The organism is Erysipelothrix urinaevulpis (genome assembly GCF_009828835.1).
Classification (GTDB): Bacteria; Bacillota_I; Bacilli_A; order Erysipelotrichales; family Erysipelotrichaceae; genus Erysipelothrix; species Erysipelothrix urinaevulpis.
The window spans coordinates 273,739-287,303 of record NZ_WTTB01000003.1; the positions used below are offsets into that span (position 1 = coordinate 273,739).

At 35.1% G+C, this 13,565-nt stretch carries 13 protein-coding genes; 1 reads left to right on the forward strand and 12 read right to left on the reverse strand.

Features of this window, described 5'->3' with window-relative positions:
• Positions 1-103 precede the first annotated feature (103 nt).
• Genes GVV10_RS05265 through GVV10_RS05315 form a run of 11 tightly spaced genes read right to left on the reverse strand, consistent with a single transcriptional unit; the run spans position 104 to position 12,420 of the window.
• Positions 104-1,123, reverse strand: a complete 1,020-nt coding sequence (locus GVV10_RS05265) for a Gfo/Idh/MocA family oxidoreductase (RefSeq protein WP_159520316.1) — start codon at positions 1,121-1,123, stop codon at positions 104-106.
• On the reverse strand, positions 1,116-1,658 hold the full coding sequence (locus GVV10_RS05270; RefSeq protein WP_159520318.1) for a ClbS/DfsB family four-helix bundle protein: 543 nt from the start codon (positions 1,656-1,658) through the stop codon (positions 1,116-1,118). Before GVV10_RS05270 ends, GVV10_RS05265 begins: the two co-directional genes overlap by 8 nt.
• A complete protein-coding gene (locus GVV10_RS05275) occupies positions 1,609-2,187 on the reverse strand; it encodes an adenylate kinase (RefSeq protein WP_201289997.1) in 579 nt (192 codons plus the stop codon). Before GVV10_RS05275 ends, GVV10_RS05270 begins: the two co-directional genes overlap by 50 nt.
• Before the next feature lie 45 nt (positions 2,188-2,232).
• Positions 2,233-3,408 (reverse strand): O-antigen ligase family protein, encoded by a 1,176-nt coding sequence (locus GVV10_RS05280; protein ID WP_159520320.1) that lies wholly within the window; start codon positions 3,406-3,408, stop codon positions 2,233-2,235.
• Positions 3,409-3,429: 21 nt separating this feature from the next.
• Positions 3,430-4,179, reverse strand: a complete 750-nt coding sequence (locus GVV10_RS05285; protein WP_159520322.1) for a hypothetical protein — start codon at positions 4,177-4,179, stop codon at positions 3,430-3,432.
• A 36-nt stretch (positions 4,180-4,215) separates the two neighbouring features.
• Entirely contained in the window at positions 4,216-5,631 is a 1,416-nt protein-coding gene (gene gatB, locus GVV10_RS05290; RefSeq protein ID WP_159520324.1) for an Asp-tRNA(Asn)/Glu-tRNA(Gln) amidotransferase subunit GatB, read from the reverse strand.
• 1 nt (position 5,632) lies between these two features.
• Positions 5,633-6,940: an amidase family protein gene (locus tag GVV10_RS05295; RefSeq protein ID WP_159520326.1), complete on the reverse strand. Its 1,308-nt coding sequence runs from the start codon at positions 6,938-6,940 to the stop codon at positions 5,633-5,635.
• Positions 6,937-7,227: an Asp-tRNA(Asn)/Glu-tRNA(Gln) amidotransferase subunit GatC gene (locus GVV10_RS05300; RefSeq protein WP_159520328.1), complete on the reverse strand. Its 291-nt coding sequence runs from the start codon at positions 7,225-7,227 to the stop codon at positions 6,937-6,939. Before GVV10_RS05300 ends, GVV10_RS05295 begins: the two co-directional genes overlap by 4 nt.
• A gap of 10 nt (positions 7,228-7,237) precedes the next feature.
• Entirely contained in the window at positions 7,238-8,335 is a 1,098-nt protein-coding gene (locus tag GVV10_RS05305; RefSeq protein ID WP_159520330.1) for a CamS family sex pheromone protein, read from the reverse strand.
• Positions 8,325-10,313: an NAD-dependent DNA ligase LigA gene (gene ligA / locus GVV10_RS05310; protein ID WP_159520332.1), complete on the reverse strand. Its 1,989-nt coding sequence runs from the start codon at positions 10,311-10,313 to the stop codon at positions 8,325-8,327. The genes GVV10_RS05305 and ligA overlap by 11 nt, the downstream gene beginning before the upstream one ends.
• 1 nt (position 10,314) lies before the next feature.
• The gene (locus tag GVV10_RS05315; protein WP_159520335.1) at positions 10,315-12,420 is read right to left on the reverse strand and encodes an ATP-dependent helicase; all 2,106 of its coding nucleotides are present in this window, start codon (positions 12,418-12,420) and stop codon (positions 10,315-10,317) included.
• Positions 12,421-12,495: 75 nt separating this feature from the next.
• Between GVV10_RS05315 and GVV10_RS05320 the strand changes: the two genes are divergently transcribed.
• Positions 12,496-13,341: a class I SAM-dependent methyltransferase gene (locus tag GVV10_RS05320; protein WP_159520337.1), complete on the forward strand. Its 846-nt coding sequence runs from the start codon at positions 12,496-12,498 to the stop codon at positions 13,339-13,341.
• A gap of 10 nt (positions 13,342-13,351) precedes the next feature.
• On the opposite strand, the gene GVV10_RS09480 is transcribed toward GVV10_RS05320, so the two are convergent.
• Positions 13,352-13,565: transposase (locus GVV10_RS09480; protein WP_407925653.1), on the reverse strand; the 214-nt coding region annotated here is incomplete at its 5' end.

Consider the following 13,565-nt stretch of genomic DNA (forward strand, 5'->3'; position numbering starts at 1 on the left):
GCGCTCATAAAATATACCATAATAAAAAATGCATTTCAAGTCTTTTTTACAATAAATCTTCGTTTTATGCTTTATCCTACAAATAACAGCGTTATAGTGCTTATTATTCGCTTATTTTGTTGTAAGTTTTTTCTAAAATATCCATTACAAATAGAGTTTCTTTCGCTTTTACTTTGCTTTTTTTGCCTTTGACAATGACATCATAAAAATCTTGATATGCGTTTGCATAATTTCCAATTTCACTTTTAACACTCTTTTGTACGAGTTTTTCATTGTCATAATAAAATATTTTACCGTAATGTTGTTTTTCATCCAGACCAAAGCCTTTCCCACCTGGCATAACAAAACGTTTCAGAAATTCTTCTTGGCGATCTTTCTCTTGTTTTATGTAGTAACCTTGAGTTCCATTGAGTTCAAAACTAGGACGTGGCTGAACTCTAAAATAACTTGCTCTAACAGATACCTTTAATGTTGGATAAAACAAGTCAATATCAAAGTAGTCATTCATTTTCCCGTGTCCTAATAGTTGTTTCGCTTCACTGTGATAGGATTCTGGGATTCCAAATAACGCCACTGCTTGATCTAATATATGACTTCCATGAGTATATATGAGTGCCTCATTTTTTGTCAGTTCTTCTGATGCATTTGGAACTTCAGGTCGGTTATAGTCAAAGTGAATATTGACCTCATAGAGTTCTCCTAAAATTTTCGATTCAATAATTTTAGACACAGTTAAAAAATCACTGTCATACCGCCTGTTTTGAAAAGCTTGTAAGACAAGATTTTCGTTATGTGCAAGCTCGAACAATTCTTTTGCTTGCTCATATGACTCTGTAAAGGGTTTTTCAATCATACAGTGTTTCCCACTCATTAACACTTGCAGAGCATACTTATAGTGCGTGTAAGGAGGCGTACAAATAACAACCGCATCAATCGCTGGGTCATCTAGAATATCATTCAAATTATCTGTATACTGAATCGTGTTATCTGGTTCCCATGCCATCGTTTCAAGTTGCCGATTATAAACTTTTTTTACTGTGATAATTGTATTCAGACTTTTAACAAAAGGTAAATGATATCGATTGGTACTTTTTCCATTTCCTATATAAGCAATATTAAGCATTTTTTCTTTCCTTTATATAGGCTTTTATTTTCTTAGTCGCCCAATCATAGTGACTTGCTGATGAACTAACAAAATATGACCCCAACGTCGAACCGATGGCCCAATCATAAACTCCCTTAGTAAATAGTTCATCATCAGTAAACTTCTCTAACAAAGTCATGACCTCTTGATGAGAATCATTTAAAAGCCCTTTAGCAGTCTCTAAATCTGTTGATTGATGTCTATTCCTAAATTCCACATTTAAGTCTCCATAAGTCCGCCAATTGTAAGGTGCAGGAATAAACGTCTGAGCATCACCACCGAGATTTGATGTTACCCAATTCAATATCAACTGATGCCATTCGTAGAGATGAACCAAAACATCCCGAACATTATTGTCGCGTTGCCAATGTGCCTGAGTACGACTCGCTTTATCTTCAAATACAAACTGTCCATTCACTTCCTCTTGACTCATTGAATCAATCAAAGCAAACAGGTTTTCATAGTTACATCTTGCTTGTTCTAATAACTCTTTTTTTGTCTTTGCTCTTGCCATCTTTCTCTCTCCTTTTCAAATATTCATCCAGTGTCTGTATATAGTCATCCTCAACAACAATCAACCTTCCCACTTCCTCTTTAAAAGAAGCACGATGATCATGATGGTCATTCAAAACAGATTCAAGGGTTACATCAAATGTCTGCCTTGTTTCAATGCTATTTCTATTGTCCACTATTTGTGAAAAATGTTGTGTAATATAATTATCCGTAAAAACAATGCTAATAAACTCAATATTATTTAATTGCTCTCTATTAAAATCTTGTCTGTAAGTATAAGGAATGTAAATGCCTTCAACGATTAATTCTTGCTCATTCTCAATCGCTGTTTTTATAATTTCTTTAACAATCTCCCATAAATAACCTTGGAGTAACATATCATCTTCAACCGTTAAATCTGTCTTAGCGCTACGAATTAAGCCCATCTTCAAATGATCAATAGACATGTAAGGACGATGTTCTTGTTCAAGTATTTTTTGTGCCAGGTATGTTTTTCCTGCATGGCTTGGTCCCGTTATTAATGTAATCAACCCCATCACCTCACTTTCATTTTATTACTTCCTATAAAAAAAGAACTAAGTTAGTTCTTTTAAAAACTCTTTATCTCGAGTTGGTAAACATAAAACAGCAATAAATAACATACTTGTTTGAACAGCAAAGAGCGGTATATCAAAAATGCCATACATAATCGTAGAAATAATAACCGATAACGCCAACGGATAATCGAGATAATATGCATTGTTGTAATAGTAATAAATCTTCTCAATTACATACACAAGAAAAATAAAGGTTCCCATTATTCCCATGCTTAGAAAACTTTCAATGAAAATATTATGGGCATCGGAACGATCGAATAAAAACTCATAGGTAAAGAGACCTTTACCAAACCAAGGTTCTTTCTGAATTTGTGTGAGTGCTGTTTCCCATATTGTAAACCGTATTTCACTGTGTTGAGATATTTGCATAAATCTAGGAAATAAACTTGCATTCGACATAATAAATAAAACAGCCGCTGCCCCTAAAAATATCAAAACTTTTAATTGCATCCATTTTCGCTGTGCTAATAATATCGTAACCAAACCTAATCCTAGTGCAACTAAAATTGAGCGCGTTCCTGTTAATAATAATGCATAAAAATTAATGATAAAAGCACCGATGTAGAAAAACATGAGCTTATAATTTTTAAAGGTTAATTGGAATTGAATCTGATTAAAACAAACTAACAAAACAATCAATAATATGAATGCATAAAAATTAGGATTATCAAAGGTTGAATAAGCTCTCATATACCCATCACCATAAAAAGGCAATCCTCCAAAATCAATAATCCATGAGAACTGACCCATAAACCAATCATACCAAGAGGGACGCCAATGAATAAAGTTAAAGAAGAAATTAAAGAGTGATGAAAACACAATATAAAATTGCAGTTCCATATAAGTTTTGGGTGTTACTCTACGCTTAATGGACCCTCCATAGGCATAAAGAATAATTAAATAAAGCGCACCGGCAAAACCTTTATAGTTTTTTGATACTAAGGAGACGATCATTAAATAGAGTAGCAATAGCCAAAAAAAGCTCCAATTAAACCCTTTGTACTTAAAAAACTCGTACATGACAAATATCCAAGCAATCCCCATCGCCGGATAGAGTGCATAATCAGGTAAAAACAATATAAAAACGAGTAAAAACAAACTGTTTTCACTCATAAGTGTTTTTATTTTGTTAAATAAGTTTATCGTAGTTTCCATTGTTGCTCCATCTCTTAACTATTATTCTGTTGTTTCGACTTCAGCGCCTTCTCCTTCGACACCCTCTTTAACTGGATTATCACGGTTATTCTGAATTTCTAATAGCTCATCTCTCATTTCCTTTGATACAGGTTCTGAAAGATATTGTTTGTTAGCCTTTGTCATTCTGGACGTTTTATTGATGATATAAATCAAAGAATCTTCACTTAACTCATTATAAGTATAGATTTCATAATCATATTGTAACTTTGAACCCTCAGCGCTAAAATACTGTTTCGGATCAAATTTACTGTTTAATATTTTTTCAGCTTCGTTTGCCGCTGCTTCCACAGCTTTTTTATCACTTTCTTGTGGCATGTCCAAGTAGATTCTTAACGTTGCAGTTTTAAGTTCTACATTAACTTTTTCAACACCTTTAATTGACTCAAGACTTTGCTGTAATGCACTCATGTCATCTTTTTCAATCTTTGGAGCTAGGTCGTTATCAAAGCGATGACCTATAATAGGTTTCCCTGTTCCACGTGTTGCTCTAAATAAGGTTACTCCAACAATCAATGTAGGAATTAAAATAATAATTAAACTAACAACAATCGCATAAAAAGACCAATCACGTTTCCCTCTTCCGTCTTTCGAAGCGAATTTAGCTCTTTTTCCTTTAGTTTTAGGTTGTTTATTCTTACCATTATCTTTTTTAGGTGCTGTCTTTTTTACATCCTTGATCGGCGTAATTTCAACAGTATTCTCTTTTTCTGGACCAATTATTTTCTTCATAGAGGCCTCCTTAAATACATTCAAATTGTATATGATTTATGCTAATTTCGCAAGGATTTGCTCGACTAACATATTGGTAAATTGTGGGTTTGCTTGACCTTTAGAAAGTTTCATAACCTGACCAACCACAAATTTCATACTCTTATCGAGTCCATTTCGATAATCATCTAACACTTGTGGGTTATTCTCAAGAACATCCATTATCCACTCTGTAAGGACTTTTTCATCACTAATTTGGACCATCTTATTGTCTTTAATGTATTTTTTAGGTTCAATCCCTTCTAACAAACCAGTGAATACTTTTTTAGCTTGCTTTGAAGATATTGTCTTGCTTGAAATTGCATCAATAAATTGGACAAAGTAATCTGGAGTAATCCATTCTGTCATTGATTTATCTTCTTTTTGATCAAAAACCGCAAGCAAATCTTGAGTCAACCAATTAACCATTAGTTTATACTCTGATGATTTCGATGTTAACGCATCAAAATATTGACTTATTTCTGGGTTATTCACTAATACTTTCGCATCATAAGCTGAAAGATTATATTCACTCTGATAACGTTTCATTTTGGTAAGTGGAAGTTCAATAAGTTCAGCATTCAAAATATCATCATGTATTTTAATTGCAGGAATATTGGGATCTCTGAAATAACGATAATCGACAACATCATCTTTCGTACGCATCAATACAGTCGTTTGGCTTGCTTCATCAAATCGACGTGTTTGTTGAACAACAGCTTCTTTATTATCTAAAATCTCTGTCTGACGCTTAATTTCATACTCAATTGCTTTCTCAATATTATTGATTGAATTTAAATTTTTTATTTCAACTTTAGTCCCAAATTTTTCTTGTCCTTTTGGTCTTAACGAGATATTAACATCACAGCGCAATGACCCCTCGGCCATTTTTCCATTGGATACACCTAAATGAACGACTAGCAAACGCAAATTTTCGACATACGCCGCCGCTTGTTGACCTGAACGAAAGTCTGCTTCTGTAACAATCTCTACCAATGGTGTTCCGGCACGATTGAAATCGATGAGTGTTTTATCAATTTCATGGAATTGTTTTGCTGTATCTTCTTCTAAATGTAATCGATTGATTCGAACATCCATTACTTGATCAGCAACCATAATTGGAAATAAGCCATCTTTTCCAAGTGGATAGTATTGTTGAGTAATCTGATATCCTTTTGGTAAATCTGAATAAAAGTAATTTTTTCGATCAAATCGAAGCACTGGATCCAGTGTACAATTGAGGGCTTTGGTTAACAGTACTGCTTGTTTAACTGCCTGAGCATTCACTTGAGGCAATGTTCCAGGATACGCTAAATCCACCTCATTAATTGCTGTATTAGGTTCAACACCATAACGCAAAGGCGATGCGGAAAACATCTTTGTATTTGTTAAAAGTTCGCAATGGACTTCAATTCCTATAACTGCTTCGTACATACTAAAACTCTCCCTTCCATGCAATCAGTGACTCAATTTTCTTGGCATATGCAAACATTGTTGTTTCTGCAAACGGTTTTGCTGATATATTAAGACCAATCGGCATTGAATCACTCATTCCCATCGGTTGAGTCAAACTTGGGTAACCAGAAAAATTATCAATCACCATGTAATTATCAGCAATTAAATGTTCATCAGAAAATAAATCTTTGACTTGTGTTTCTTCGATTTTAGGGGCTGGATTAGGTGCTGCTATTGATAGTAATACATCAATATCATCGAATAGTCTTTCATAGGACTCCACAATCAAACGACGGACCCTTTTAGCTTTATTGAAAAGAATCTCATCACCTTCATCTAAAAACATGGATGCACCATAGATTAAACGTTTCTTGCTCGCTAATGATAATTGTCCTCGTGTATGTTTCATTAAATCATCTAAATTTTCACCTGCAATTGCATTGCCAAAGCGGACACCATCTAAGTTTGAGTGATTGGAACTTGCTTCCGCATTCGCAATACTTAAATACGTTGGTAAAAGAGCACGTAAAAGTGCTTTGTCCATTGTTTTCTCAACAAGAATTGCACCTTGTTCTTCTAATTTATTCAAAACATCATTAAATGCTTCTTGTGTTTCTTTATTTTCTACTGCATCGTTCACAGTTTTAAATACACCAATCTTTTTTCCCTTTAAATCTAAGTCTAAAAGACTTGCATAAGCATCCACAGGTTCATATGAACTTGTCATATCTCGATCATCTCTTCCAGCTAAAACTTCTAATATTAAAGCTGCATCACTGACATTTTGACTAAAGTAGGCAACATGATCAAGGGATGAGGCATAAGGAACAACACCATAACGAGAGATTCGGCCATAACTTGGTTTTACCCCAACAATGCCACAATAAGCTGCGGGTTTGCGTACAGAATCACCCGTATCACTTCCAATTGCAGCTCGAACATCACGGCTTGCTACTAACGCCGCACTCCCGCCCGATGACCCTCCCGAAATACGAGTTGGATCATAAGGGTTTTTGACAGGGCCTGTTAATGCGGAACGATTTGTTCCACCCATCGCTAATTCATCCATCGACGTCTTTGCAGTTACATGCACGCCTTCCGCTAACAACAAATCACAGATATGTGCATTGTAAATCGACTCATGATTTTCGAGCAGTGCTGAACTTGCAGTCGTTTTGCTACCAATTAAATTTACATTGTCTTTAATTGCAAATGTCCAATCGTGTAATTTTCCATCATTTTTATTTGTTTGTATATCTAGTTTTTCAACAATCGCATTATACTTCATTTACTAATCACCTGTACCACTTCTATAAATTGATTATCATGCTTGGGAGCATTTTTAAACATTGTTTCTCTCTCTAAGACATATTCAATTGAATCGTCTCTTAAATAAGTTGTGACTTCATCATATGGTAAATGCATCATCGCCACATCTTGAGTATCGATATTTTGCATAAATATTAAATAGTCATTAAAACTTGTATCTTCAACAATTGCTTCAACCTCTTCTTGACTCACATCAATCATGAGCATATTTGCGAGTGATTCAACTTTCTTGTTATTATATTCCATCTTATTCCTCCTAATTTAACTCAATAATCTTGCTATCTTTACCTGGACTTCGCTCAATCACGACCCTTGATTTTTGATAAATACGTATATCAACTTTAACAGGAACCTGATAGGCATCAAACATCGCCAACTCTTTATTAATGTACTGAGATAACGCATATATTTCTAAATATGTTTTCGACCCCGTCACAACTTCAATATTAATTTTTTGTAAGCGATCATCAACCAAGAAACCACTTGCAACAACACCAATATTTTCATCACCTGCAAAGGTATGAATATTTTTTCGTAATCGACTAAAACTACTTGCTGCATCTGGAATTTTATCTCTTGCGATTTTATCATTCAATAAAATCCACTGTTCATTATCTTTAACAAATTGATCTGAGCGAGTTTTAAAGAATGCGTGCCCAATATAATTCCCAGGTAAATATTTCCCAGGCAATTTATCAATGTCAGATTCTTGCGCATATAAGCCAATATAAATAGGGACATCCCCCATTCCTTCCAAAGAACTTAGATAGGAATACAAACGCAATCCAAGAGTTCTCCCAACTTCAAATAAGGTCTCATCACTAAGCTTATGCGTTGATCCAATCTTATGGTCAAGGATCTGAACCCTTTTTAATACGAGCGCTACAGCAATACCATCAACCTCATCAACTTTATTTGAACGATGGAAGTTAATTTCGACAATATCGCTGACAAACGTTGGATCTTTTAAGGTTACACTGCCATCTTTAATTTCAAAAGGTTTTAAGTTTAATCCATTGGGGTTTTTGTCTGATTGATTTCCTAATAAATTATTGTAGCGATCACGATCAATCAAACTTCCTTCTGATACAGAATATTTATCAGGATCAAAGAACTCTTTAGACCTTTCTTGTAATCCTGAACCTATTTCCATCATATCTATTTCTCTAAAATTAGAAGCATAACTTTGACGTAAGGGCGAATTAATAAACGGGACCAGAATTGAATAATCGCCTTTATTCGAATCAACGATTGAGACAGGTTTATCCTCTTCAACTGGCTCCTCTTTCTTCTTGCTCCCACATGCACTTAACAATAACATTAAGGCTAGTAGTAAGGTTATTTTATTCTTCATGCTTGTTCACCTCTTCTAAAAATTGTTCCTCTGTCCATGTTGTGATTCCAAGTTCTTGAGCTTTCGTTAATTTTGAACCTGCTTCAGCACCATAAACAACAACATTTGTTTTTGAACTGACACTTCCAACGACGTTTCCACCAAGTGATTCAATAATTTGTTTCGCATCATTACGTTTTAAGCTTGTCAGTGTTCCTGTTAAAACAAAACGCATATCTTTAAATCCATCTCCGACAACCTCGTCTTCGTAGCTAGGATTAACTCCCAACTCCTTTAAATCATTCAATAATTGCAAGTTATCATCAACGCCAAAAAAGGAAACAATTGATTCCGCTATTATACCACCAATTTCATCAATCTTAAGTAAGTCTTCATAACTTGCCTTACTTAATGAATCAATTGATTTAAAATGATTAGCAAGAACTGTTGATGTCTTTGACCCTACATGACGAATTCCAAGACCAAAGATAAAACGATCAAGACTTTGTTCTTTACTCTTTTCAATTGCATTTAATAATTTTTCAACACTTTTTTCACCCATCTTCTCAAGTTCATATAATTCTTCTTTACGATCTTCAAGAAGATAAATATCCTTGATTGTTTCTATAAGTTTATGATGATGAAGTTGTTCAATTCTTTTTTCGCCCAAGGTGTCAATATCCATTGCAACTCTTGATGCATAATGGATAAGAGATTCAATTGTTTTTGCTGGACAACTGACATTGACACAATAACTATCCACTTCGTTTTCAAATTTCATTAAAGGATCATGACAAACAGGACAGATAGAGGTTGGTTGGTAGCGTACACTTTCCGCACCCCGCTTTTCAAGATTAACTTTCACAATTTCTGGAATAATTTCTCCAGCTTTTCTAACTTGAACAAAGTCACCGATACGAATATCCTTGCCTTCAATATAATCAAAGTTATGCAATGTCGCATATGACACAACGCTACCTGAGATCTCAACAGGTTCTAATTTAGCGTTGGGCGTAATTTTACCTGTTCTTCCTACCGTCAGGAAAATATCAAGGACCTTTGTCTCGACTTCTTCAGCCTTAAATTTATAAGCAATTGCGAACTTAGGAACTCTTACGGTAAAGCCCAAACGTTCTTGACTTGCGAAGTCATTCACTTTTACAACAACACCATCGGTGTCATAAGGTAATTCATGACGGAAGGTGTCTATCTCTATTATTCTCTGATACACATCGTCCATATCAGAATAAACTTTGTTTTCTTTATTTGTTTTAAACCCTAAGGAATTTAGGTACTCAAGGGCTTCAGATTGAGTTTTCAAACCATGACTTTCAGGATTAATGATGGTATACCAAAACCCATCAAGTCCTCGACTTGCAACAATTTTCGAATCCAGTTGACGAATCGTACCCGATGCAGCATTCCGACAATTTGCAAAAAGGACGAGCCCTTCTTCTGCACGTTTTTTATTTACTTTCACAAATGAAGGATGAGGCATAAACACCTCGCCCCGAACAATTAAATCTACCGATTTATTCAACCGTAAAGGAATCGAATCAATGACTTTGATATTATGACTTACATCTTCACCAACCGTACCATTACCACGGGTTAAGGCGCGAACAAAACGTCCTTCCTCATACTCTAGCGAAATCGCTAAGCCATCAATTTTCAATTCAACATCATAGGTCGTTTCTGGAAAGACTGCTTTAATGCGTTTATCAAACACTTCAAGATCGGCTAATGAAAATGCATTGCCCAATGAATACATTGGATAAGGATGTTCAACCTTCACAAAGCTATCCAAGACTTCTCCTCCGACTTTTTGTGTCAAAGAAAGTGGATCAAAGTATTCAGGATGATCTGCTTCTAATTGAAGCAATTCATTGAAAAGTTGGTCATACTCAAAATCAGAAATACTTGGTTGATCTTTAACATGATAGTCATAATTATATTTTTCTAAATCTTTTCTTAACTTTTCTATTCTCTCTTTACTCATCTTAAACTCCTTTTCGTTTAATGCCTGCAAATGACATCGCAATTGTTTTGGTTCCATGAGGGAAATTAAAGGCAACAGTCATTTTATCATCTTCGATGTTAATAACAATTCCCTCACCAAAGACTTCATGAATCACAACATCCATTATTTCTATAGAGCGGCGATGCTCTCGTATTTGAAGACTTTCCTCACTAGATTGAATATATTCTGAAGGCATTTCAAAGACCTCTTTTTCAATGTCCATCTCCTTGATAAAACGAGAGGGACGAGATGATCCTTGCAAGACAAAACTAAATCCACTGTTATTCGAGATAAATAACCTCGATTTAGCACGTGTTATTGCAACGTACATTAAACGACGTTCTTCTTCTATCCCTTGAGTTCCTTCTGAGATACTATTTCGGTTAGGAAACACACCATCTGATAACCCCATCACAAAGACCGTGTTAAACTCTAATCCTTTTGCTGCGTGAATCGTCATTAAACGCACAACATCTGCACTTTCTTGTTCTTCTTTATCTGTGTATAAACTAATCATTTGTAAGTAATCAATTAAATCTGCATCACTGTGATCTTTGATAAATGATGCAGCATCGTTCCATAATTCACGAACACTGTCTATCCTTGAATCCTCACCTTTATCCTCATAATGTTTCTTCAAACCACTTTGAGTGAAAATCAATTCCATTAATCGATTTAATGGCAATTCATGGGCTTGTTCTTTGAACGATTCAATTAAGTCTACAAATTTTTTAATGTTGTTTTTTGCAACACCAGATTCCACGTCCACCAACATCATCTGGTAAATACTTGCTTGATGTTTCTCTGCTCTATTTGCATAGCTTGCTAATGACTTCTCACCAATCCCACGACGTGGTTTCGCAACCGCACGACGAAGCGCTAAATCATCACCATGACTAATCATTCGTAAATAGGCAATCATATCTTTTATTTCCATACGATCATAGAAACTTTGTCCGCCATAGATAACATAAGGAATTTGATGCCTTGAGAATACTTGTTCCATCACACGAGACAAATAATTCGATCGATATAAAATAGCGATATCTAAATAGGGGGTTCCTTTTTCATACATTTCATGTATTTTTCGTGCAATCCATTCAGCTTCTTCTTGAGCATCGAGAAACTCTTGATACACCACTGGATCTTCTGCTTGATTATGAGCGACCAGATCCTTATGTGGTCTGTTTTTATTATGTTGAATCAGTGCATTAGCATGACTTAAAATCGATTGTGTTGAACGATAGTTTTTATTCAACACAATCGTCCTTGCATCAGGATACAACGTATCAAACGTAGATATAAATTTTACATTGGCTCCGCGCCATGAATAAATTGTTTGATCGGGATCACCCACAACATACAAATCATTGTTCTTGCCAGCTAAACGACGAACAATACCGTATTGAACTTCATCAACATCTTGAAACTCATCAACACAAAGTACATCAAAACGATTTTGCCAACGCTCTAAGACTGCTTTATTATCCTTAAGTAAATAATAAACCTCCAATAAAATCCCATCAAAATCAAGAGATTTTAACTCGATTAAACGATCTTCATAATATTTATATACCTGTGATTTTTTTCGATCAGCTGGGTATTTTGTCGCTAAAGACAACGCATCGTCTGCGGAAATGTGTGCCATTTTATGATTTGAGATATAGTTTAAACATTCACGATAAGACAGATCTTGTTTTGAATAGCCAAGTTTGTCATATGCTTCTTTCATAATTTGATTTTGATCAGCTGTATCAAGAACTGTAAAACCACGTGGTAAGTCAATGGCTTCATGCTCAATTCGAATGATCAACACACACAACGAGTGAATGGTGGATACGTGAACTTCAGAATAACCATCAAGCATCGCCATTAATCTATCTTTCATTTCATTGGCAGCTTTATTGGTAAACGTAATCGCACACAACCGACGTGGATCATAGTTTAAGTCCTTCACTAAATGAACAAGACGAGTGGTAAGAACCCGAGTCTTACCACTTCCTGCTCCTGCTATAATTCGTGTATGTTGAGAATCTGTTAAAACAGCTTCTCGTTGTTGTTCATTAAGACCTTGCATATAATCCATACTATCACCTTTTTTTATTATACCATATTCGTCACCGTTGATTGCATGCTATAATGATGCAAAAAGGAGACAATCATGTTAAAAAATACGAACTGGAAAGATTACGAAATACTCGCCTTAGAGAAAGGGTTTAAAGTTGAACGGTTTGGAGAGGTTATCCTCAAACGACCAGAACCACTTGCCCAAAATAAAAAAAGAACATCAATTCCTGTTGATTCAACATTCATCGACAACCATTGGTCCCATCCAATCACCTCATGGACAATACAGTACAAAGATTTAAAGTTCACTTTAGAAACAGGTAAATTCAAACATGTCGGTATTTTTCCTGAACAAGCAGATAACTGGGATTTTTTAAGACACTGTTTAAGAAAAATTCCCAATGCAAAAGTTTTAAACCTTTTTGGTTATACGGGTGCAGCAACAATAGCTTGTGCCAAAGAATCACCGCAAGAAATTGTTCATGTCGACGCATTAAAATCAACACTTGAAACCGCGCAAAAAAACGCTCAATTGAATCAAGTTGATGATCAATTCATCCGTTACATTAATGATGATGCCATTAAATTTTTAGAAAGAGAAGCACGACGCGAACGAAACTATCAAGGAATTGTGATGGATCCGCCTAGCTTTGGACGAGGACCCAAAGGTGAAATGTGGAAAATAACCGAACAGTTACCCACCCTAATCGATTTAGCGTTAGATCGTTTGCAAGTAGAAGGTGAATTTCTAGTCATTAATACTTATTCAACCAATTTAAGTAAATACGATGTCCGCAAACTTCTCATTGAAAAGCTTGAAGAACACAATTTACCTATAAATGTTAAATCGTATGACTTGAGCCTTCCAATCAAAGATTCAACGGATGTATTAAGGGCAGGACAAACGGTTCGCTGGGCAAGACAAAAACACCTTTTATAATGATTAATTGTCAAATTAAGCGCAACACTTCGTTCTCAAATAATATTTCTTGAGGTGTATAGAAATTTATACACTTACGTGGTCTTGTATTAAGCCTTCCTATTTTTTCTTCTAGGTCATTTGGTGTAACTAAAGATAAATCCATACCTTTCGGATAGTATTCTCTTAATAATCCATTAGTATTTTCATTTGTACCTCGTTGCCAGGAACAGTAAGGGTCTGCG

What these genes read in the sequence shown, in the direction of transcription:
- gatB (WP_159520324.1), bottom strand. Translation starts at nt 5,631, where the DNA reads ATGTACGAAGCAGTTATAGGAATTGAAGTCCATTGCGAACTTTTAACA.
- GVV10_RS05300 (WP_159520328.1), bottom strand. Translation starts at nt 7,227, where the DNA reads ATGGAATATAATAACAAGAAAGTTGAATCACTCGCAAATATGCTCATG.
- GVV10_RS05280 (WP_159520320.1), bottom strand. Translation starts at nt 3,408, where the DNA reads ATGGAAACTACGATAAACTTATTTAACAAAATAAAAACACTTATGAGT.
- ligA (WP_159520332.1), bottom strand. Translation starts at nt 10,313, where the DNA reads ATGAGTAAAGAGAGAATAGAAAAGTTAAGAAAAGATTTAGAAAAATAT.
- GVV10_RS05285 (WP_159520322.1), bottom strand. Translation starts at nt 4,179, where the DNA reads ATGAAGAAAATAATTGGTCCAGAAAAAGAGAATACTGTTGAAATTACG.
- GVV10_RS05270 (WP_159520318.1), bottom strand. Translation starts at nt 1,658, where the DNA reads ATGGCAAGAGCAAAGACAAAAAAAGAGTTATTAGAACAAGCAAGATGT.
- GVV10_RS05320 (WP_159520337.1), top strand. Translation starts at nt 12,496, where the DNA reads ATGTTAAAAAATACGAACTGGAAAGATTACGAAATACTCGCCTTAGAG.
- GVV10_RS05295 (WP_159520326.1), bottom strand. Translation starts at nt 6,940, where the DNA reads ATGAAGTATAATGCGATTGTTGAAAAACTAGATATACAAACAAATAAA.
- GVV10_RS05315 (WP_159520335.1), bottom strand. Translation starts at nt 12,420, where the DNA reads ATGGATTATATGCAAGGTCTTAATGAACAACAACGAGAAGCTGTTTTA.
- GVV10_RS05305 (WP_159520330.1), bottom strand. Translation starts at nt 8,335, where the DNA reads ATGAAGAATAAAATAACCTTACTACTAGCCTTAATGTTATTGTTAAGT.
- GVV10_RS05265 (WP_159520316.1), bottom strand. Translation starts at nt 1,123, where the DNA reads ATGCTTAATATTGCTTATATAGGAAATGGAAAAAGTACCAATCGATAT.